Annotated in this window: 23 protein-coding genes; all 23 read right to left on the bottom strand. The window is 36.3% G+C overall.

Going from position 1 to position 20,638, the window contains the following annotated elements; all coding sequences use genetic code 11:
• Positions 1-80 precede the first annotated feature (80 nt).
• The 23 genes from EG346_RS18160 to udk all read right to left on the bottom strand — a co-directional run bounded on the left by EG346_RS18160 (position 81) and on the right by udk (position 20,587).
• Positions 81-464 (bottom strand): DUF3060 domain-containing protein, encoded by a 384-nt coding sequence (locus EG346_RS18160; RefSeq protein ID WP_164466227.1) that lies wholly within the window; start codon positions 462-464, stop codon positions 81-83.
• Between the two features lie 208 nt (positions 465-672).
• Positions 673-2,163 carry an MFS transporter gene (locus EG346_RS18155; RefSeq protein WP_073336638.1) on the bottom strand — a complete coding sequence of 497 codons (1,491 nt, stop codon included), beginning with the start codon at positions 2,161-2,163 and terminating at the stop codon, positions 673-675.
• A gap of 106 nt (positions 2,164-2,269) precedes the next feature.
• Complete coding sequence (locus EG346_RS18150; protein ID WP_123880579.1) at positions 2,270-3,448, bottom strand: acetyl-CoA C-acyltransferase; 1,179 nt, start codon at positions 3,446-3,448, stop codon at positions 2,270-2,272.
• A gap of 57 nt (positions 3,449-3,505) precedes the next feature.
• Positions 3,506-3,919 (bottom strand): hypothetical protein, encoded by a 414-nt coding sequence (locus EG346_RS18145; RefSeq protein ID WP_123880577.1) that lies wholly within the window; start codon positions 3,917-3,919, stop codon positions 3,506-3,508.
• Entirely contained in the window at positions 3,916-4,320 is a 405-nt protein-coding gene (locus EG346_RS18140) for a hypothetical protein (RefSeq protein WP_073336644.1), read from the bottom strand. The genes EG346_RS18145 and EG346_RS18140 overlap by 4 nt, the downstream gene beginning before the upstream one ends.
• A gap of 149 nt (positions 4,321-4,469) precedes the next feature.
• A complete protein-coding gene (locus EG346_RS18135) occupies positions 4,470-5,567 on the bottom strand; it encodes an OmpH/Skp family outer membrane protein (protein ID WP_123880575.1) in 1,098 nt (365 codons plus the stop codon).
• A gap of 82 nt (positions 5,568-5,649) precedes the next feature.
• On the bottom strand, positions 5,650-6,363 hold the full coding sequence (locus tag EG346_RS18130; RefSeq protein ID WP_123880573.1) for a hypothetical protein: 714 nt from the start codon (positions 6,361-6,363) through the stop codon (positions 5,650-5,652).
• Entirely contained in the window at positions 6,329-6,883 is a 555-nt protein-coding gene (locus tag EG346_RS18125) for an RNA polymerase sigma factor (RefSeq protein WP_123880571.1), read from the bottom strand. Before EG346_RS18125 ends, EG346_RS18130 begins: the two co-directional genes overlap by 35 nt.
• A 116-nt stretch (positions 6,884-6,999) precedes the next feature.
• On the bottom strand, positions 7,000-8,382 hold the full coding sequence (locus tag EG346_RS18120) for a nucleoside permease (protein ID WP_073336663.1): 1,383 nt from the start codon (positions 8,380-8,382) through the stop codon (positions 7,000-7,002).
• A 22-nt stretch (positions 8,383-8,404) separates the two neighbouring features.
• Positions 8,405-9,004, bottom strand: a complete 600-nt coding sequence (locus EG346_RS18115) for a bifunctional nuclease family protein (protein WP_073336665.1) — start codon at positions 9,002-9,004, stop codon at positions 8,405-8,407.
• A gap of 203 nt (positions 9,005-9,207) precedes the next feature.
• On the bottom strand, positions 9,208-10,155 hold the full coding sequence (locus tag EG346_RS18110; RefSeq protein ID WP_076504179.1) for an electron transfer flavoprotein subunit alpha/FixB family protein: 948 nt from the start codon (positions 10,153-10,155) through the stop codon (positions 9,208-9,210).
• A gap of 42 nt (positions 10,156-10,197) precedes the next feature.
• Positions 10,198-10,944 (bottom strand): electron transfer flavoprotein subunit beta/FixA family protein, encoded by a 747-nt coding sequence (locus tag EG346_RS18105; RefSeq protein ID WP_123880569.1) that lies wholly within the window; start codon positions 10,942-10,944, stop codon positions 10,198-10,200.
• Positions 10,945-11,098: 154 nt separating this feature from the next.
• Positions 11,099-11,803 (bottom strand): SDR family oxidoreductase, encoded by a 705-nt coding sequence (locus EG346_RS18100; protein ID WP_123880567.1) that lies wholly within the window; start codon positions 11,801-11,803, stop codon positions 11,099-11,101.
• Positions 11,804-11,879: 76 nt separating this feature from the next.
• The gene (locus tag EG346_RS18095) at positions 11,880-12,785 is read right to left on the bottom strand and encodes a T9SS type A sorting domain-containing protein (RefSeq protein ID WP_073336669.1); all 906 of its coding nucleotides are present in this window, start codon (positions 12,783-12,785) and stop codon (positions 11,880-11,882) included.
• Positions 12,786-13,070: 285 nt separating this feature from the next.
• Positions 13,071-13,988: a T9SS type A sorting domain-containing protein gene (locus tag EG346_RS18090; RefSeq protein ID WP_164466225.1), complete on the bottom strand. Its 918-nt coding sequence runs from the start codon at positions 13,986-13,988 to the stop codon at positions 13,071-13,073.
• Between the two features lie 138 nt (positions 13,989-14,126).
• Entirely contained in the window at positions 14,127-15,506 is a 1,380-nt protein-coding gene (locus tag EG346_RS18085; protein ID WP_073336673.1) for a dipeptidase, read from the bottom strand.
• Between the two features lie 77 nt (positions 15,507-15,583).
• Entirely contained in the window at positions 15,584-16,246 is a 663-nt protein-coding gene (locus EG346_RS18080) for an OmpA family protein (protein ID WP_073336677.1), read from the bottom strand.
• Positions 16,247-16,301: 55 nt separating this feature from the next.
• Entirely contained in the window at positions 16,302-17,450 is a 1,149-nt protein-coding gene (locus tag EG346_RS18075; protein ID WP_228426073.1) for a class I SAM-dependent methyltransferase, read from the bottom strand.
• A 65-nt stretch (positions 17,451-17,515) separates the two neighbouring features.
• Positions 17,516-17,695 carry a GxxExxY protein gene (locus EG346_RS18070; RefSeq protein WP_123880561.1) on the bottom strand — a complete coding sequence of 60 codons (180 nt, stop codon included), beginning with the start codon at positions 17,693-17,695 and terminating at the stop codon, positions 17,516-17,518.
• 102 nt (positions 17,696-17,797) lie between these two features.
• A complete protein-coding gene (locus EG346_RS18065; protein ID WP_123880559.1) occupies positions 17,798-18,238 on the bottom strand; it encodes a DinB family protein in 441 nt (146 codons plus the stop codon).
• Positions 18,238-19,401, bottom strand: coding sequence for a methylmalonyl-CoA mutase family protein (locus EG346_RS18060; protein ID WP_123880557.1), 1,164 nt, complete (start codon positions 19,399-19,401; stop codon positions 18,238-18,240). The genes EG346_RS18065 and EG346_RS18060 overlap by 1 nt, the downstream gene beginning before the upstream one ends.
• 213 nt (positions 19,402-19,614) lie before the next feature.
• Entirely contained in the window at positions 19,615-19,971 is a 357-nt protein-coding gene (locus EG346_RS18055; RefSeq protein ID WP_123880555.1) for an FtsB family cell division protein, read from the bottom strand.
• Position 19,972: 1 nt separating this feature from the next.
• The gene (gene udk, locus EG346_RS18050) at positions 19,973-20,587 is read right to left on the bottom strand and encodes a uridine kinase (protein ID WP_073336684.1); all 615 of its coding nucleotides are present in this window, start codon (positions 20,585-20,587) and stop codon (positions 19,973-19,975) included.
• Positions 20,588-20,638: the final 51 nt, after the last annotated feature.

The raw sequence follows: 20,638 nt of genomic DNA, 5'->3' as shown, positions 1-20,638 counted from the left end.
TAAATGGAGGTCAACTTAAATAAAAGGAACTGAATTTTCACATCCAGTTCCTTTGCTATTTTCTTACTATACAGTTTTTTCTATTTTTTTTGAACACTATTCCCTACTCCTGTTGTAGAAATATTGGGTTTACCTGTTTTTGTAGGTGACTCTCTATAAAAAACTTTATTTGTTGTTCCTTCCAGGACAACGCGGGTCACCTTATCTACGTAGACCGTATTACCTGAACCTGACACTTCAAGTTTTGCAGCAAAACCATTGATTGTAATTACGTTGTTGACCCCCGAAACAGTAGCATTGCCACCATCTGATGAAAAACTCTGCTTGTGGCCCACCCCATCAATTTCAATATTTTTCCCTTTCTTAGTACTTGTTCCAAATTCAGAATTTGTTTCCGAATTTTTTTGAGCATGTGTTAAACCTATCCCTATAAAAAGAATAGATGCGATAAGTGTTTTTTTCATAATATTCATATTAATTTTGATTCAAAACTGCTGCAATTAAAATGCCAGTAAGCTGATTCACAATGATAAAAAGAATTAACATCTGTTCATTTGTGAGGGTATAAAGTAGTAAAATACCTATTCTGCATCACAAAAAAGGATGTCCTAAAGTAAGACATCCTTTTTATTGTTCTTTTGCTAAAATTATATTTCAGCATTTGAAATTCTTTTACAAAGTATCTCTGTCTTTCAACATATTGACTTTCAAGAATCGGATCAGGATAAGTCCCGTCGCGAAAAATAAGGTCATTGAAAGGGCTGCGATACGCATATTATTGAAATGTTCAATGAGTGTCGCAAAGATAAACGTCCCGATAATGATCGCTATTTTTTCCAGTACATCGTAGAAACTGAAGTAGGTGGTATTTTCCATAGAATTTTCAGGAAGAAGTTTTGAATAAGTAGATCTGGACATCGCCTGCAGCCCGCCCATGACCAATCCTACTACTGCCGCCACCCCATAAAACTGATATTCCACCGTAGGGTTTTCTTTGTTCAGGAAATAGGCCCATAGACAAGCAACGATCCATAATACAATCGCAATAGAGATGACATTCTTATTTCCAATCTTTCTTGATAATCTGGAGAATATAACAGCTCCGATAATGGCTTCGATCTGAATTACCAAAAGCGTTCCGATGAGTTTATCCTGAGCCAGATTGATTTCACTTTTTCCAAATAAGGTCGCCATTAAGAAAATGGTCTGCATTCCTACACTGTAAAAGAAGAAACTGGAAAGGAAAAACTTCAGGTTTTTATCTTTAAACAATTCGCCGCCTACTTTAAACAGCTCATGAAAGCTTTCTTTAGCAATATCTTTATAAAAGCTCATATTGTCCTTCAACACTTCAAAGAAACCGCCCTGCTCTTCATGTCTTTTAAAGATATTCTTATAGTTGAGAAGCACCAGGTCTTTGGGTAATTTCTCTTTAACATCTCCAAACTGAGGAAGGTGCTTGAAAGTATACTGGGAAAAACCGAACCACCAGGCACCGGTCAACAGAAAGCTTATTCTTGTGAATAAAAGTTGTTGTGCCGCTCCTTTGGCAAAAACCTGAATCAGTACCAGGCAGATCACCACAAGAACTACAGAACCCAGATATCCGTACACATATCCTTTTGCGGAAAGTGCATCCTGTTTATCCCGCGTTGCAATATCCGGCAGAAAGGAGTTGTAAAACACCAGACTCCCCCAGAATCCGACACTCGCGGTAATACTGAACAAAAGGCCTAAAAATACATTATGCATTCCTGTAAACATCGCCAGCCCCATACATGAGGTAGCTCCAAGATAACAGAAAAACTGCAGGAATGATTTCTTATTTCCAATGGTATCAGCCAGTGAAGACAGGAACGGAGAAAGCAATACGACAATAAAAAATGATATCGTCAGTGAGTATCCGTAGACTGCATCAGGCTGATATTCTCTCCCGAATATTTTTATCATGTGCCTTACCGGAACATCAATCCACGATTTTGTTTCTTCCACATACTCCTTTTTCTCGTAAGCAGTAGTCAGGATAGAATAGTAGATAGGGAAAATAGTAGAGGTAATAACCAATGAGTAAACAGAATTCGCCCAGTCGTATACGGCCCAGGCTTTCATAATCCGTGGATTATTCTTTATGTTTTGAGGTTGTTGATTCTCAATTTCAGACATTTCAATTAAATATTAGTAGCACAAAAATAGAAAAACCATTAAGAAATCGATTAGAATTTAGAAAAATTATCGATTCCTTAATGGTAAAATATTCTTTGAGAGTATATTACATATTTTCAATCACGATAGCAGAAGCTCCACCACCACCGTTACAGATCGCTGCAGCGCCGTATTTTGCATTATTCTGCTTCAATACATTGATCAGCGTCACGATGATTCTGGATCCTGAACTTCCCAGTGGATGTCCGATCGCTACTGCTCCTCCGTTGACATTCACTTTAGATGCATCCAATCCTAAGATTTTATTGTTGGCAAGACCTACTACAGAGAACGCTTCATTAAATTCAAAGAAATCGATATCTGAAATCTCTAAACCTGCTTTTTTAAGAGCGATTGGTAAAGCTTTTGCAGGGGCGGTTGTAAAGTTTTCAGGCTCCTGAGCAGCATCAGCATAAGAAACGATTTTAGCTAAAGGCTTAAGTCCTAATTCTTCCATTTTTTCTTTAGATACAAGAATTAAAGCAGAAGCTCCATCATTTAATGTAGATGCATTGGCTGCCGTTACTGTACCATTCTCTTTTTTGAAGACCGTTGGAAGTGTAGGAAGTCTGTCAAAATTAACCGCTTTGTATTCTTCATCTTCTGAAAAAACAATGGGATCACCTTTTCTCTGAGGAATCTCAACTGATATTACTTCTTCAGCAAATTTACCTTCGCTCCATGCTTTTGCAGATCTTTTATAAGATTCTACAGCGAAATTATCCTGATCTTCTCTTGAAATACTATAATCTACCGCACATTTTTCTGCACATACTCCCATGTGAACTTTACCGTAAACGTCTGTAAGACCATCCAGCATCATTCCGTCCTGCAATTTGATATCGCCTAGCTTAGTGGCAACTCTTGCATTATAATAATGGGGAACCAATGACATATTTTCCATTCCTCCGGCAACGATCACTTCAGCATCACCCGCTTTAATAGCCTGTGCTGCCATCGTAACGGCTTTCATTCCTGAAGCACATACTTTATTGACTGTAGTAGCAGGAGTCTCAATAGACAATCCTGCTCCCAGAGCTACCTGACGAGCCGGTGCCTGACCTTCTCCTGCCTGCAGCACATTTCCCATATAGATCTCCTGAACATTTTTAGGATCAAGATTGATTTTTTCTAATGCTCCTTTTACAGCAGCAGATCCCAGCTTTGTAGCAGGAACCGTTGAAAGGCTTCCCATAAAACTCCCTATCGGTGTTCTTACTGCGGAAACGATGAATACTTCTTTCATGTGTATTATATTTTACTTATTTTGACGAAATTCAGCCTTGCGGCTTTATTACCCTGTTTATTTTTTTTCTTTGATATAGATCACCTCGAACTGGTTATTATCAATCCTGGACTGTACTTTTATCAAATTATCCTGAGTTTCTACAATTTTATTGTTCAAAACATCCCCTATCTGTACGGGATCATTTTTATCTGATTTTTCCAGAACGATGGACTTGTAATTACAATCATCCACAAAAACAAGGGTAGATTTTATGTAATCTTTACCATTGTTGAAATATTCAGTCTGAACATTGTCTTTAATGGTCATATAAAAAATTCCTTCCGGGTAGTTGGCGCGCAAAAACTTCCCTGCTCGTATGTTTTTGCATTTTGCAGGCTGATCAGGCTTTTCAAACTCTGTATTTTGAGATTTAGCCTGGGAAAATGCCAGCATTAATAGAGCGGCTGATGCTATTTTTAAATGTTTCATATCTGTGTCCTTTGATCTCCTTTTTTATTACCTACTGCAAAAACCATAAGGATCGCTCCTAAAAATTCTACTATCCAGCCCCATTTTAACTTTACCACTCCTGCAAAAGTTTCTCTCCAGGATTTAAAAGGCAGAAAGCTAAAATACTCCAGAGACTGCATTTTGACGGCCACTAATGTCAATGCAAACAAAAGGATAAGCAGTATACCAAAGACCCTCACCACCTTAGCGCTGCTATTCACAATTCCAAAAACCGCACATGCTGAAAGAATCCAACAGGTAATAGCCAGATAATGGTCTAGTTTCCAGTAGTTCCAATTTCCGATAATAGGTACGTGAACAAGTGGCATAAAGCTGCCCGCCACGACTAATATCAATCCTAATAACTGAATGTTTTTCATATTTACTAAAGTGCCAAAATACAAAAAAAAACACACTTTTAAACAGTGTGTTTTAAAAACGGATGATTCCCGTACAAACATTTGTTAGTATCAATGAAAATTGATAAAAATTAAATAATATTCAATTAAAAGCCCATTTTATTATTTAATTAAAAAATGATGTTAACAAATTCAATACCAATCTGTACTCCGTATTTATTCTTCAGAAGTGCACTATCATTGAATATGGGGGTAAAATCCTTCTGAACAAATACTTTAAAACTTCCGTAGCTGATTCCAAATTTTCCACCCACGATAAAATCATTTACCCCATCCATTATTCTTTCTCTTTCTACAATTCGTCTTGAATTTTCATTGGAATATTTTATATAGTTTACGCTTCCTACTTTCACCCCACCATATACTCCCAGCACAAGGCTCAGTTGTCTTTTTTTATTATCAAGATATTGAACCCCTTCATATTCTAAATATTTTGGATTCAGTACAAATCTTAAATCAACAGGGATATACAGGTACGTATTGTTGAACTGGGTTTTCTTTAAATTGCCCCTGTCGAAATCATCTACAAATAAATTATGATCTTCCTGCTTAAAGACTTTTCCGTATTTGGGAACATACTGATCAAATCTAACTCCTAAGCCTACACGATAAAACACGGGACTTTTAAAGCCTCCGATCTGACCTTCATATCTCAATGCCATCTGTGAAGAATTGATGATTGTATTTCTGGTGTCGGAGTCTTTATTGTAGAAGTTAAAAGGTTCATTTTTTGAAGTCAGTCCACTTCCCATCATACTGGCAGAAAGTTCTACGGTTTGTAAGGAATGTTGTGGACTTTTCTTTTTGTTCTGTCCCAATTTCATATTAAGACCATTAAGTCCCACCCACATTTCGTTTCTATGGTTACCGGCACTATCCCGATCCATAAAAACAGCATTCTTCACCATCTCTTTGGTGGCAGACTGCAGTTCACTCTGCTGGGCATCTACTTTCTCATTGATGGTTTGCTGGTATTTGGAAGCAATTTCCAAACGCTGCTTTTGCTTTTGTTCTGAGGTGATTTTCTTTTCTTTAAAATCTTTATCTATGATATCCAGTTCTGCATTCATTTTGGATTTTTCTGAAACCACAATGCTGTCGATTTTCTTGGAATAAGTTTTAATCTGTAGATTTCTGTCCGGATTTCTCTGGGCAGCAGTATAGGTAAAAGCCATTACAGCAGCCATGAAGATTAATTTCGTTTTCATATTTTTTTATTAATTTTTAGACAATACTTTTACTCTGTCCTCACTTCAGGACAGTAGGTTGATTTTATGAAAAATTTCAGATTTATTTAGATTCCAGATAAACGGTGACTCCCAAAACGGTTACATTCCCTACATTAGGAACAACTTTATCAAATTTGAAAGCTCCTAATTTTCGTTCATCTTTACTAGATTTCTCCCGGGCTTTATCCAACTCTCTGCCCAAAAGAAGTTCATCCGGATTGATATAATTTGATTTTTTAGCTTCTGCAATGACAGGAGAATTGGATATAACTGCATTCTCTGTATTTATCTTATTAACAGGAGTGTTTTCAGGTTGTTTAAAAGCATTTAGCTGTTCTTTATGCTCTGCAACCTGTATATTTGATACTTTTTTTTCTTTTTGGGGAATCAAAATTTTATCAGAGCTCATTTTTTCGTGATTTTCACTTACCTTTTTCTCTTCTATTCCCTTAATGGAATAGTCATTGGAGATAACGGACTGATTTTGAAAATCAGTATTGAGTGGATCTCCTGTTTTTTCAATCGCTTTTTTAACAATATAATTTGTTTCTTTATTATCAAATTTTGTTTCATAATTGTTAAAATAAATGAAAGTTCCTGCAGAAATGAACAGCAAGACAACTGCGGCATATTTCCACCACTGAAAAGAGGTTTTTAAAGGGATTTCAGACACTTCATCCAACTTCTCGTCTAATCTATCCCAAAGACCTTCAGAAGGCTTTATTTCGAGCCTTTCGTAGTCAGACTTTAACTGTTTCAGTATCTCTTTTTTCATTTTCTTCTGTTTTTAAAAATTCTATCAGCCATTTTTTCGCTTTGCTCAGCTGGCTTTTGCTGGTTCCTTCTGAAATATTCAGTATTTCAGAAATTTCCTGATGCTTTCTCTCTTCAAAGACATATAAATTAAAGACAAGTCTGTATCCTGCGGGCATCTTTAAAAATATTTCCTCAATATTGAATCCCTCCAGTTTTTCATCCATATCTTCATCCGAATAATCATCTGCAATTTCTATATCAGCATAAAGAATATTCCTGTTTTTTCTGACAAAACTTATGGAATCATTTACAACAATCTTTCTCAGCCAGAAAGGAAAACTTTTCCAGTCTCTGCATTCATCAAGTCTGGTAAAGCATTTCATAAACGCACTCATCAGAATATCTTCTGCATCATGAAGGTTATTCGTATAAGAATTTGATAGGGCCAGCATTTTAGCTGAAAACATATCGTAAAGAGCTTTCTGAGCTTTCCGGTCCTGTTTTTTAGCCAGTAAAAAATTCTTTTCGAGGTTCTCCATGTATCGGTTTCTATCTATAAGACGGAATGTTTTGCAAAAGGTTGCCTGAAAATAAAAAAAAATTGCACCTTTTTTCAAAAGTGCAATGTAATACTTTAATAATCAATCCGATAGAATTAATGTTTCACTGAAGAAATATCTTCCGGATTATGCTTGTGCCTGAATAGAATAGCAAAGAATATAGCAAGAATCAATGCATAGATCGCAAATGAAAGCCAGATATTCTGCCAGTCTTTTACCATCACTACAGATGAAAGCGTTCCGTCAGCGTTCACCGCTGAATTGAAACTGTCTTTAAGAATTTGCAGGAAAGTAGGATTATCAGGGGTGGTATCCAGATAGGTTGACAGATCTGCAGCATTCGTAAATTTATGGGTGAAAAATTTATCGATCGCCCAGCCTGCAATATAACTTCCAAACAAAGCTCCAAAACCGTTCGTCATCATCATAAATAATCCCTGAGCAGATGAACGTATTTTTTTATCAGTCGTAGTTTCTACGAAAAGAGAACCTGAAATGTTGAAGAAATCAAATGCCATTCCGTAAACAATACAAGAGAAAATGATCAGTGAAAGTCCAAATCCATCCGGAACACCGTAGGCAAAGAATCCAAATCTCAGTACCCAGGCCAGCATTGACATCAGCATTACTTTTTTAATTCCAAATTTCTTCAGAAAGAAAGGAATTGCCAAAATAAATAAGGTCTCCGAAACCTGAGAAATTGACATGATAATCGTAGATCTCTGTACGACAAATGAATCTGCATATTTCGGGAAATGAGAGAATTCACTTAAGAATACATCTCCATACGCGTTGGTCAGCTGAAGTGCTGCCCCTAACAGCATAGAAAACAAGAAGAACAAAGCCATTTTGTAGCTTCCGAAAAGCTTAAATGCATTCAGACCTAATTGCTCAGATAAGGGTGCGCTTTTATCAATCAGTTTCTGTGGCGGACATTTTGGTAAAGTGAGCGCATAGATTCCTAATAATATAGCAATAGCCCCACCGATGTAGAACTGTCCTTCTGTTGCTTTATTTCCTGTAAGATTGGTAATCCACATGGCTACAATAAATCCAATGGTTCCCCAAACACGGATTGGCGGAAAATCCTTCACCACATCCAGATTACTGTTTTTCAGAATCGTATAAGAAATGGAATTCGCAAGAGCAATGGTTGGCATATAAAAGCACATAGCCAGAAGCATCAGCGAGAAGAAAGAATTGGGATCAGCGGAATGAGGCAGTATAAAAAGTACCACACCATACAGGATGTGCAGTACCGAAAAGATACGCTCGGCATTGATCCAGCGGTCGGCAATGATTCCGGTAATGGTCGGCATAAAAATAGAAGCTATTCCCATGGTTCCGAAAACGGCTCCAAACTGGGTTCCGTCCCAGTGTTTTGTACCGAACCAAAAATTAGCCATCGTAATCAGCCAGGCTCCCCAAACGAAAAACTGGAGAAAACTGAGGATGGTCAGTCGTAATTTTAAATTCATAGTTTAGTATAAAATGTCTCTTTTAATCAATTTTCTTTTTTCTCCTTTTAATTTCTTCCTGAATTTCCAGAGCGGTATCAAAATCTTCTTCTTTTACGGCTTCATCAAGTAATTTTTGAAGTTCTTCCATAGAAACAGCTTTCAGATTATCTTCTGATTGCACGGTTTCTGAGAATGGCTGTTCTTCTTTTGAAACATCTTCCAGTTCCAGAAGAATTCCTGCTTCATTCAGTACCTGCTGTGTGGTGAAAATAGGCGCGTCGAATCTTACGGCCATCGCCACCGCGTCAGAAGTTCTTGCATCCAGAATCAGCTCTTCATCGTTAGCTTTATTTTTGAAATTAATATTGGAAAAAAATACGCCGTCTACGATCTGATAAATGATCACTGAAACCAATTCATAATTGGCTGAAACTATAAATTTTGTGAATAAATCATGGGTAAGCGGACGAGGCGGATGGATGTCTTTTTCCAGTCCTAATGAAATGGACTGAGCCTCGAAATTTCCTATGACAACAGGTAATTTTATATGTGTCTCTTCATGTTCCAGTAACAAAGCGTACGCCCCCGATTGGGTCTGACTGTACGATATTCCGCGAATAATTAGCTGCTTATAATCCATAGCTACAAATATAGATTAATTTTTTATTGTGATTTTAGTTTTACGCAAAAATAAAAGCCCGGAAAAGCCCGAGCTTTTATTTTTTATGTGTGAAAATTGTAAATAGTGAATGGGCAATTTTACTTCATAAGTGAATGCATGCTGTAACGTATTGATTTTATTCAATTGACAGCGTAGCAAATTGGCAATTCCCTATTGACTTTTTATCCTTTAATTGCTTTAATTTTCTCTGTTAATGCAGGAATAATCTGGAAAGCATCTCCTACTACCCCGTAATCTGCAGACTTGAAGAATGGTGCTTCAGCGTCATTGTTGATCACTACAATAGTTTTAGAAGAGTTTACCCCAGCTAAATGCTGAATAGCTCCTGAAATACCTATTGCGATGTAAAGGTTAGGTGAAATTGCTTTACCTGTTTGCCCTACGTGTTCTGTGTGAGGTCTCCAACCGATATCAGAAACAGGCTTAGAACAAGCTGTAGCAGCTCCAAGAACGTTAGCAAGCTCTTCAACCATACCCCAGTTTTCAGGGCCTTTCATCCCTCTTCCGGCAGAAACAACAACTTCTGCTTCTTTAAGGTCTAATTTACCTGAACTCTGCTCATGAGAGATCACTTTAGTATCTTCATTGGCTACTGAAAGGTTTTTAACCTCTTCAGAACCTGATACTGCATTTTCTTTTACACCGAAAGCATTCTGAGAAACGGTGATGATCACCCCGCTCCCTTCTGCTTTGGCATGCATAAATCCTTTTCCAGAGAATGCTCTTCTTTTCACCTGGAACGGAGAAAGGCTCTCAGGTGCTTCCAAAACATTGGTAATTAAAGAATAGTTCTTCATTACAGCAAGCATGGGAGCAACTGAAGAAGCATCTGTAGTGTGAGGAAAAACAATAGTGTTTCCGTCTGCCACTTCACTTACAGCCTGAGCAAATGCTTTTGCTGAAAAGTTCTTAAGACCTTCATCCTTGATATTGATGACGTTTGATGCTCCATATTTATACAATAAATCTGAAGAATCTGTAGGGTTTACAGAGATTGCCGTAACGGTATCTCCTGCCTGGTCTGCCACCGCTTTAGCATAAGAAACTGCTTCGAAAGCTGCTTTTTTGTAAACTCCGTTTATATTTTCTGCGTATACGAATACTGCCATTTTTTTAAAATTTAAAGATTAAAAAATTTAAGGAATAAAAGATTAGATAACTTTAGCTTCTTCGTGAAGTAATCTTACCAACTCATCCAGATTATCAGGAGAAACCATTTTCACAGCAGCTCTTGGCGGAACGCTGTCATAAGATACTCCCTGAACTTTCACTTCAGAAGAAGTGGGCTCTACTACTTGTAAAGGCTTCGTTCTTGCAGACATAATTCCTCTCATATTCGGGATGATAAGATCTTTTTCATCTACCAATCCTTTTTGTCCTGCAATCACGGCAGGTAATTTTACTGATATCGTTTCTTTTCCGCCTTCAATTTCTCTTACAGCAGTAGCTTCGCTTCCGTTTACATCCAATCCTACAGACGCGTTTACGAAAGGCTGATTCAATAACTGAGCGACCATTCCCGGAACAGATCCACCATTGTAATCGATCGATTCTTTTCCACAAAGAATAAGGTCATAAACTCCGTTTTGAGCAACGGCAGCAATTTCTTTTGCTGTAGAATAGCTGTCCTTAGGATCAAGGTTTACTCTCACTGCATCATTGGCACCAATAGCTAATGCCTTTCTGATTACTGGTTCTGTAGCAGCATCTCCTACGTTGATCACTGTTACAGTTGCACCCTGAGATTCCTGAAGTTTAACCGCTTTTGTTAATGCAAATTCATCTAAAGGATTGATTACCCACTGAATTCCATTTTTGTCGAAAGCAGATTTATCTGCCGTAAAGTTAATCTTGGAAGTAGTATCCGGAACACTACTGATACAAACTAATATTTTCATGTGTACTATTTTATTTTTTCCCGTTTGTGCATAAAAAACCTTACTGTTTTATGCTGAGATTTTGTTATATTTTACTTTTGCTAATATAATTAAAAAATATATTATGCATGCATAATACTTATTTTTTTACTATTCAATACATTAAATGCTTTTACTAGGCTGGTTTTGTTGCCCTAAACTCTATCTTGCTGGGTAATACGCGTGGATTCATTTTTAAAATATCGAGCACCAGATTCCCCATGTCATCAGGCTGGATCTTCCAGTTATCTTTTTCTGAAGGAACATTTCCGTTGAAATTTGTCGCTACAGATCCCGGCATAATAACGGTAGATTTGATATTGTATTTCCGGAGGTCAATCATTGCTGCCTGAGTAAATCCGACTACTCCAAATTTTGACGCATTATAACCCGTTCCGTTTTCAAAGAAGTTGGCTCCTGCCAGACTTGAAACCGTGATATAATACCCTTCCGTCTTTTTTAATTCTTCTACTGAAGCTTTTAATGTGTAAAAAGCACCTGTGAGATTGGTCTCTATCATATCATTCCATTTCTGGGCAGTCAGCTCATCTACAGGTTTAAATATTCCCAGCCCTGCATTGGCAATGACAAAATCCAGCCTTCCGAATTTCGCCACGGTAGATCTTACAGCATCTTCTTCACTTTCTAGGCTTCTTACATCCGAAACGACTCCTAGCACATTCTCAGAATACTGTTTAAGCTGTTCCTCAGCTTTCTCCACCTCCTGTCTCTTACGTCCTGAAAACGCCACTGAAATACCGTTCTCCAATAATATTTTTGCTATTCCAAAACCTATTCCTTTGGTCCCTCCGGTTATATAAGCTACTTTATGATCTGACATATTTGTAAATTTTAATGCTCTAAAATAACAAAAACGCTCCAATTGGAGCGTTTTTGTAGTTAAGAATTATTCTATCTTATTTTTTTACAATTCTCTCTGTTACTTTCCCGTTTGGAGTCTCAATATTCAGGATATAAACTCCGGATGATAAGTTACTCAAATCAACTTTATTACCAACAACAGGTGCTGCTAACTTTTTGCCTCCAAAATCATATACTTCTATTGAGTTTATTTTATCCTTAGATTCAACTATAACATAATCAGAAGTTGGATTTGGATATACTTTATAATTTAATTTCTGAGTCACTTCAGATGTTCCCAGCACACCGCTCACTACCTGAATTCCATCAAAATAAGCTGAACTATTATAATTATCATTGGTAATCGCTATATTTCCAACGAGAGTCCCTCCTGCAACTTGTCCAGTATGGATTAATGTTCCGTTTTGATAATATTTTGCCTCATTATTTGTAAAATCTAATTGTATCTTATAAGTATTCCATGCATTTCTGGTAAAATCCGCCCCTGTGTCAATGTAAGCAAGCTGAAGAGTTAGTGGATCCATATCAATTACCTGAATATTGTTCTGGAAATCAAATCTCATCCTTGCATTGATTGTACTTTGAGCAGGTGACTGTGGGGAAAAAAAGAAATCACATTCATCTCCTGCCGGAATGGATGATGTAAAATAGGCATTAAAATATATGGTTACAATCGGCCCATTTACAGTTACAGTAGGGCTGATGGGACCTGCTGCGGCATGATTTGTTCCATTATTACCTGTAATCTTTAATGACTGTGTTCCAGGCTTAGCCTGTTCTGTTGAAACCACTGCAATATGTGCTGCTGCTGTTCCACCCCAGCCTCCCTGGCCAGATATATTACCTGCATTAAATCCCTGAGCTGTTTCAAAGCTATAATTCATTTGTGCATTACCTATTAAAAAGCTGAATAATGCAGCAGTGAGTAAAATTTTCTTCATGATATTTTTTTATTATTAATTACTCCAGTAAATATAGAACTTTTATTCTAATTCGGAAAAATATCAACTTGAAAGAAAGTATAAGATTAATATTTTAACTAAAAAACAGAAAATATATCAATATTATCGATTTTAATAAATAAACACTACACTAATCGTTTTTCTGAAAATATGAAACATTAAGAATATTTTAACTGAAAAATTAGTAAAAATCAACAAAATTCACCAAAAAAGGATTAAAACACAGTAAATCAATGAAATTCAAATCAATACACAATATTTGAGTTATTTTTTAATGAACTTCTGAGAAAAATCGCCTGTCTCCGTTTTTATATTTATCAGATAGGTCCCAACCGGTAGATTTGACAAAGCCACTTTGTCATTTTCCAGCTTGACCTGAACTTTTTTCCCTGCAGAATCATATATTTCAATGCTTTTTATCTTACCCGGATAGCTGATCTTTATAAAATCTGAGGCGGGATTCGGATATAAGGATACATTGTTTTTATCTAAGGTATTATTTGCTGCAGATAGCAATGCTTCACTGTATACCTTAAGATTATCTATATATGCAGTTCCATCTGCGTTATCATGTACAAAACGCAATTGGTTCATCCCCATTGATTCTGCTGCTGTTCCTGAATAAATCAAAATTCCATTCAGATAATATTTGACATCTGCTGAAGTCCCTATCACTGTAAGTCTGTACCAAAGATTGGGTTGCCAGGTCCCTGATGTAGCCTCCATAACAGGAGTTCCTGAAATCATTCTCAGAACTTTAACATTTCCCGTATTATCAAAATCAAGTCTTACTACATATTTTTCTTCTGCGCTGCTTAATCCCTGAAAACTAAAAATTGATCCGTTGAGCTGTGACATATTGATATCAAAAGATACTGTAAAATTATCATAAGGAAGCATCATGGGAAGGTTGTCAAAGGCTCCGATGATAGGAATAGATTGCGTTCCGTAAGTATTTTCTTTTACAATCTTCAGGGAGTTCATTCCGTCCGTTGCATTTTCCGTGCAAATGGTCTGATTAAGTATATAAGGAGGGACATCTCCCGTTGGCGTACTGATCCACGTTCCCTGTGTGTGAATATCTCCCGTATAAAATCCATCTAAACTTTCAAATGAAATGATCTGTTGCGCCAGGGAAACCGTTGATAGCAAACAGATTGCGATAATGTAAATTTTTTTCATAGCATTATTTTTAGGTTGAATTAAAAATAAACACATAGATTAAGTAAAAAAATATCATTTGATAGGGATATTATCATAAAAAAGCATAAAGCGCTCCGAAATCCGAAGCGCTTTATACAATATTTTTTAAAATATTAACTATTTAGAATAATTCTCAAAGAATAATGGAATGCTTTCAATTCCTTTATAGAAATTAAACAAGCCGTAATGTTCATTCGGTGAGTGAATTGCATCTGAATCCAGTCCAAAGCCCATTAATACTGACTTAGCGCCTAGTACTTTTTCAAACATAGAAGTAATGGGAATACTTCCTCCACTTCTGTATGGAAGCACCTCTTTACCAAATGCCGTTTCCATAGCCTGTTTAGCTGCCAAAAATTCTTTAGTATCACTTGGCAATACATAAGGCATACCTCCGTGGTGAGGTGTTACTTTTACCTTTACGTTATCAGGAGCTATTTTTTCAAAATATTTTGTAAATTTTTCTGTGATTTCTTCGGGAGTCTGATAAGGAACCAGACGCATTGAAATTTTAGCAGAAGCCTTTGAAGGAATGACTGTTTTGGCCCCTTCTCCTGTATACCCTCCCCAAATACCATTGCAGTCCAAAGTAGGACGGATAGATGTTCTTTCAAGGGTAGTATAGCTTTTTTCACCTTCTACTCCGTTCAGACCGATGGATTTTTTGAATTCTTCAGGATTATCCTTCAGCTTATTCATCTCTGCTCTCTCTTCATCTGATACCACTTCTACGTTATCATAAAATCCGTCAATCGTAATATGTCCGTCTTCGTCAATCAGTTTAGCAATCATTCTGGAAAGTACATGGATCGGGTTTGGAACAGCTCCTCCATAAAGCCCCGAATGCAGGTCTCTGTTTGGACCTTCTATTTCAACTTCCACATAGCTTAAACCTCTTAATCCTGTAGTTACGGTAGGCTGTTCATTACTGTAAATATGGGTATCTGAAATCAGGATACAGTCACAAGAAAGCTTTTCTTTATTTTCGTTAACGAAATCTCCTAAGCTTACAGATCCCACTTCTTCTTCCCCTTCTAAGATAAATTTAACATTGCAAGGAAGTGTATTGGTTTTCATCATTGCCTCAAAAGCTTTCAGATGCATGAAAAACTGTCCTTTATCATCTGCTGAACCTCTTGCGAAGATGGCTCCCTCAGGATGCAGTGCTGTTTTTTCAATATATGGCTCGAAAGGCGGCTTTTTCCATAATTCCAGAGGGTCTGCAGGTTGTACATCATAATGTCCGTACACCAGCACCGTAGGAAGGTTTTTATCTAAAATTTTCTCTCCAAAAACGATCGGATAGCCTTTTGTTTCGCATACTTCCACATGATCTGCACCTGCATTTTTAAGATATTCTGCACATACGTCCGCACATTTCAATACATCATTTTTATAAGCCGGATCTGCAGAAATAGAAGGAATTCTGAGTAACTCAAATAATTCATCCACGAAACGCTGTTTGTTTTCGTTAATGTAATTTAATGTCTCTTGCATTTTAAAAATTTGTTTTGTTAAAAATAAAAAAAATGCCTTGCATGGGCAAGACATTGATATTTCTTTATTGTAAATTACTATTTGGTAAATCGAACAGACATTTTTCTGTCTGACGCTCTTTCCGAGTCAGAAGCTTTTGCATCTACGTGAGCAAACTGACTTCCGTATCCTTCAGCAGAAACGATTTGTGCTGTAGCTCCCAGTTTAGAAAGTTCAGCTTTGATAAAATTAGCTCTTTCCTGAGATAATTTTAAGTTTTTAGCTTCATCACCTGTCTTATCTGTATACCCTCCAATTTTGATTTTTGCATCCGGATAAGCCTTTAGAATTTTAGCTAAATTATCCAATTGGTCATGAGAACCAGCTTCCAATTGGTTAGCAGATCCTGTTTTAAAATTTACGTTGTCAAAATTATACCAAGTATTCTTCAATCCGTCTTCAGTAGCAGATGCATACTGTCCGGATTTCAGGTATTTGATCATACTGTCTTCCATTCCATTAGCAAAGCCTTTTAAAGCTACACCGTTCAAATCAATAGAAACCTGAGCTTTTTTTTCAGCATGTTCAGAACCGTGACCAGCTGCTGCTTCATGCCCATGACTTTCACCACCCTGGTGATCATCAGAATATCTTTCTATTCCTTCTTCCAGTTTTAGAGTATTCTTGTTTCCTCCTGCCTGGATTTTTTTACAGCTTACAGCTACAGTTGCAATGGCTAAACATATAACTAATTTTCTCATGCTTAAATTTTAGATTCCCCAAAATTAAGCAATCCTGTTTTTTTCGGCAACATTTTTATACTGATTTTAAAATAATTTTACCTTTTTTGGATTGTGTAAAAATAAGATAGTCCTTTCCACCGTCTTTTATGGCATATTTCTTTTTGATATCTTCCGGTTTTAAAGGATAGTTCTTGGCAATGATATTGAACTGTTCTTTCTTTTTAATCTGTTTAGATTCAATAACTTCCATTTCAAAAACTCTTCCGGGGAAATCACTGATCTTTTGATCTGAAGTATAAAGATGGGTATTGGAGTGAAGTTTTTTCAGCCCCAATCTTTCTGAGATCAGATTAAAAATTCCGGCTTTTAAAACCGCATGATTGGGAATATAGATGAACTTTTCGGGTTCAGAGTATACAGCAAGCGAAGTTTCTTCTTCCCCAAAAGTAAATGTAAACTCAGATTCTCCACTTTCAAGATTAATACAGTTAACGGTAATTCCTTCGTTTTCCTCAGTGGAAAGGAAAATAACGACCTCCTTGACATCGTTTTTTACCGCTATGATTTCTATCCTGAAAATACATGGCAAAACTGATATGAGATATTTCAAATCGATCAAGGGAGAGAGCTTTATGATGACCTGATCTGCTGTCTCGAGTAATTTTTTTCTGATTTGAAGAATATCAGGCGAAAGATCTTCCAGAAGAAAGACTTTATTTTTGTTCTGATCTCTTCTTGCCGGATCTAAATAGATAATGTTGAAATATTCTTTATTGATCTGTAAGAAATCTTCCAGATTTTGATTGATAAACTTTGCTTTTCTGCCTAAAACATTCCAGTTATGTTCTACAATACCTAATAATTCCTGATTCTGTTCTACCAAAGTAACTTCATCAAAATTTTGAGATAAATAATAGGCATCAATTCCGAAACCGCTGGTCAGATCGACGAATTTCTTTCCTTTGAGGATTTGTGATTTATAGACTGCCGTTTTCTCTGATGATGCCTGCTCTAAATTAAGCTGTGGCGGGAAAACAATCCCTTCTTTCAGTAAGAAAGGAAATTTCTTCTGAGCAGTCTGTTTTCCTTTGATCTGCTGCACGATTTCCTGCATCGAAACATCTGGAAATGGAGATTTTTTCAATAGTTGAGCATGCAGATCTGTATTTAGATTTGCATTGATATAGTCCTGAATTTCTTTGTTTTTTATAATATTTCCCACAGAATACACAAATACCACAGATTTAAAGCCTATTAATTAATTTATAACTCCATTTATTTTTCTAATTATACTTTTCCCTTAAATTTAATCGGAATATCAACCTGTGTTTGAATGTTCAATCCATTATTTTGTAATTCATGAGCTAGTACTTTTTCATATACTTTCTCAAAAAGTCCAGGTCCAAGTTCATTATAAACAGAAAATATAGACTTCCTGATATAAAAACTAATTTCATTTTCAGTCATTTGTGTAAATTTTGCTTATAACAAATCTACAAAATCTGTGTTATCTGAAAAATCTGTGGGAGCAAAAAAAACACTCAAACGACCTCTGTACAACAATAAAATTTACCTCTTATAAAAAATATAATCGGTGAGCAAAGGTTCAATGTCGTTTTGTTTTAGAAGAGAATTGATCTGCCCTCTGTGATAGGTTGAGTGGTTTATAGCGTGGAACAGCATTTCAAAAATACTGTTTTCAAATTTCGCACCTCTTGAATTGTGATATTCCTTTCTTGTATCAAGATCCTGATTTTGAATAATATCAATACTTTTCAAAAAGTTTTGATGATTAATTCCATCAAGAAACTCAAAGGAATTGACTTGCCAGACTTCAAACGATTTCTCATCGAGTATCCGTGAGTTCCAGATCTGCTGGGCATTCAGGGTATGATTGATGAGACTGACCGTTTTTTCATCTACTTTTGTGATGTTTTCAGAAATAACTTTAATCATTTCTTTGTTGAAATGATAGGTATACTCAAATAAATCAATCAGTTTTTCTTTCATTACTCAAACATTTCAGCCCAACGTACGGCTTTAATTTCTTTTTCGCTGTACATATCCCCGATTGATCTTTTAACGTCTAATTTGGGGTATAAATTGACTCCTATCAGCTTTATTTTTCCTTCTTCTACCCATTTTTGCTCTTCAACAGCCTGGTCGTAGATCTTTTTCTGAATACTTCCCTGCTTTAAAAGTTCAAGATAACCGCCACCTTCTTCGATCTCAATAAACCAGGTCCATGTTTTTTCTGCAATCTGGCGGGTAATGTCTTCCACGTAATAGCTTCCATTCGATGCATCTTCAAATACATTGATGATGCTTTCGTACGCCAGCACAATCTGTTGCTTAAAAGAAATCTCTTCAGAAATATCCGTACTTCTGTTTATCTGATAATTAGTACTGAAGACAGCGTCTGCTCCGGCGATCATGGCTGAAGCTAGCTCTAACGTTGAGCGGATAAGGTTATTTTCATTATCTGCAATCGCCTTATTTCTTGAAGAAGTTTCGGCAAAGATGTAGGGCGTGTCATTTAAACCGTATTCTTTGGAAAGTTGATTAAAGACTATTTTAAAAGCTCTGAGTTTAGCCATTTCAAAGAAATAATTTCCTCCTACTGCTATTCTGAAGATCAGTTTATTTAAAATTTCAGGGCCATATACTTCAACAAGCTCCTTTGTTTTCGCCAGGGCAATTCCCAATTGCTGGTAAATCGCTGCTCCGGCATTCTGGTGAAGCGAAACATCAACGCAGATATTCCTTATAAAATCTTTGGATAAAAGTTCTTTGGCCAGCTGATCATCAATCATGCCTTCATTTTCATTAAAAACATCAATCAATGAGAAGTATTGATCTTCTTCTTTTGGGCTGATGTGACCGGCCAGATCTTTATTATTAACAAAAATTGTTTTTTCCTCAAGATTGTCTACGTTTTGGTCTAAAATAAATGCAAATACATCTTCTTCCAGACTTTCATGATATTTTGCAACCAAATGGGTACTTTCTTCAACTTTTGGCAGGTTAACCAATGGTTTCTGAACTTCGCTGTAAAAAGGTTGGACATCAATTCCTTCTAAATTTTCTTTCTTCAGGATAGAATAAATATCTTCTGTTTTAAGCTGCTTTTTAACTAATTTTTCCCAGTTTGGAAGGATATCTGTATTGGACATTGGCTATTTTTTATGGTCAATAGTGAATTTTTGCTTTGCAAATCAATGGTGAATCTATAAAAAATTTACGCTTGACGATTGACAATTAACTGTTGATATTTATATTACTTATCTTGTGAATGCTGAATTTTTACTCCGCAAGTCTATAGTGAATCTATAAAAATTAATGATTGACACTTCGTTACAAAGCTAATTGACTACTCACATTTCAAATTATTTTTTAGCGACATTGGCACTGTCTACCACCAAAATGAAGATCTCTTCATCCGGTTTTTTCATAAAATAATTTTCCCTTGCGTATTTTTCTTTTTCCGATTTATTGTTCATCAGTTTTTTATAAAAAGTATCATTTTTTTCATATTCCTTTTTATAGTATTCCAGCTGATCTTCGTAACGGCTTATTTCGCCATTGAGTTCATTAATAACAAGAAAAGAGGTTTTATCAAAGAAAATCATCCAGACCAGAAACATACAGATGGTAATGGTGTATTTATTCAGAACATATGTCTGAATGGTTTTGAACGTTTCAGACTTGGGCTGAATGTCTTTGATAAGCTTATTTTCTTCCATTTTAATGTTTTCTCAACGAATTTTTAATGACGGTGGTTAAAAAATCAATCGCTACGGAGTTCTGTCTCATGTTCGGAATGATCAAATCGGCTTCATTCTTCGACGGTTCTATGAATTCCTGATGCATTGGCTTCAATGTGGTCTGATAACGGTGAAGAACTTCACTCAGGTCTCTTCCCCTTTCCTGGGTATCTCTCCTGATTCTCCTAATCAGTCTTTCGTCCGAGTCAGCATGAACGAATACTTTTAAGTCGAATTCTTTCAGTAACTCTTTATTCGTAAGGACCAGAATACCTTCTACTACCAATACATTTTTAGGTTCTACAGTGACGTGGTCGCCTGTTCTGGAATGCGTTACAAAGCTGTAAATGGGCTGTTCTATGGGCTCATTATTTTTTAAAGCTTTCACATGTTTTATCATTAAATCAAAATCGATCGACTTCGGATGATCATAGTTAAGCGCTTCTCTCTCGGTCAGTGTCAGATTCTGGTTATCGTGATAATAATTATCCTGAGAGAGGATATTCATTCCTTCAATATCAAGCTGTTGAAGTATTTTATCAACAACTGTAGTTTTGCCGGATCCTGTACCTCCAGCAATTCCTATTACAAGCATTCTTTTTTTGTTTCTTTATAGTTGGTACAAATATACTATTTTAGATGAATG

Source organism: Chryseobacterium carnipullorum, from assembly GCF_003815695.1.
Taxonomy (GTDB): Bacteria; Bacteroidota; Bacteroidia; order Flavobacteriales; family Weeksellaceae; genus Chryseobacterium; species Chryseobacterium carnipullorum.
Note: the sequence above shows the minus strand (reverse complement) of the source record. Positions and strands in the feature narration are given on the sequence as shown.

What these genes read in the sequence shown, in the direction of transcription:
- EG346_RS18160 (WP_164466227.1), bottom strand. Translation starts at nt 464, where the DNA reads ATGAAAAAAACACTTATCGCATCTATTCTTTTTATAGGGATAGGTTTA.
- EG346_RS18155 (WP_073336638.1), bottom strand. Translation starts at nt 2,163, where the DNA reads ATGTCTGAAATTGAGAATCAACAACCTCAAAACATAAAGAATAATCCA.
- EG346_RS18150 (WP_123880579.1), bottom strand. Translation starts at nt 3,448, where the DNA reads ATGAAAGAAGTATTCATCGTTTCCGCAGTAAGAACACCGATAGGGAGT.
- EG346_RS18145 (WP_123880577.1), bottom strand. Translation starts at nt 3,919, where the DNA reads ATGAAACATTTAAAAATAGCATCAGCCGCTCTATTAATGCTGGCATTT.
- EG346_RS18140 (WP_073336644.1), bottom strand. Translation starts at nt 4,320, where the DNA reads ATGAAAAACATTCAGTTATTAGGATTGATATTAGTCGTGGCGGGCAGC.
- EG346_RS18135 (WP_123880575.1), bottom strand. Translation starts at nt 5,567, where the DNA reads ATGAAAACGAAATTAATCTTCATGGCTGCTGTAATGGCTTTTACCTAT.
- EG346_RS18130 (WP_123880573.1), bottom strand. Translation starts at nt 6,363, where the DNA reads ATGAAAAAAGAGATACTGAAACAGTTAAAGTCTGACTACGAAAGGCTC.
- EG346_RS18125 (WP_123880571.1), bottom strand. Translation starts at nt 6,883, where the DNA reads ATGGAGAACCTCGAAAAGAATTTTTTACTGGCTAAAAAACAGGACCGG.
- EG346_RS18120 (WP_073336663.1), bottom strand. Translation starts at nt 8,382, where the DNA reads ATGAATTTAAAATTACGACTGACCATCCTCAGTTTTCTCCAGTTTTTC.
- EG346_RS18115 (WP_073336665.1), bottom strand. Translation starts at nt 9,004, where the DNA reads ATGGATTATAAGCAGCTAATTATTCGCGGAATATCGTACAGTCAGACC.
- EG346_RS18110 (WP_076504179.1), bottom strand. Translation starts at nt 10,155, where the DNA reads ATGGCAGTATTCGTATACGCAGAAAATATAAACGGAGTTTACAAAAAA.
- EG346_RS18105 (WP_123880569.1), bottom strand. Translation starts at nt 10,944, where the DNA reads ATGAAAATATTAGTTTGTATCAGTAGTGTTCCGGATACTACTTCCAAG.
- EG346_RS18100 (WP_123880567.1), bottom strand. Translation starts at nt 11,803, where the DNA reads ATGTCAGATCATAAAGTAGCTTATATAACCGGAGGGACCAAAGGAATA.
- EG346_RS18095 (WP_073336669.1), bottom strand. Translation starts at nt 12,785, where the DNA reads ATGAAGAAAATTTTACTCACTGCTGCATTATTCAGCTTTTTAATAGGT.
- EG346_RS18090 (WP_164466225.1), bottom strand. Translation starts at nt 13,988, where the DNA reads ATGAAAAAAATTTACATTATCGCAATCTGTTTGCTATCAACGGTTTCC.
- EG346_RS18085 (WP_073336673.1), bottom strand. Translation starts at nt 15,506, where the DNA reads ATGCAAGAGACATTAAATTACATTAACGAAAACAAACAGCGTTTCGTG.
- EG346_RS18080 (WP_073336677.1), bottom strand. Translation starts at nt 16,246, where the DNA reads ATGAGAAAATTAGTTATATGTTTAGCCATTGCAACTGTAGCTGTAAGC.
- EG346_RS18070 (WP_123880561.1), bottom strand. Translation starts at nt 17,695, where the DNA reads ATGACTGAAAATGAAATTAGTTTTTATATCAGGAAGTCTATATTTTCT.
- EG346_RS18065 (WP_123880559.1), bottom strand. Translation starts at nt 18,238, where the DNA reads ATGAAAGAAAAACTGATTGATTTATTTGAGTATACCTATCATTTCAAC.
- EG346_RS18060 (WP_123880557.1), bottom strand. Translation starts at nt 19,401, where the DNA reads ATGTCCAATACAGATATCCTTCCAAACTGGGAAAAATTAGTTAAAAAG.
- EG346_RS18055 (WP_123880555.1), bottom strand. Translation starts at nt 19,971, where the DNA reads ATGGAAGAAAATAAGCTTATCAAAGACATTCAGCCCAAGTCTGAAACG.
- udk (WP_073336684.1), bottom strand. Translation starts at nt 20,587, where the DNA reads ATGCTTGTAATAGGAATTGCTGGAGGTACAGGATCCGGCAAAACTACA.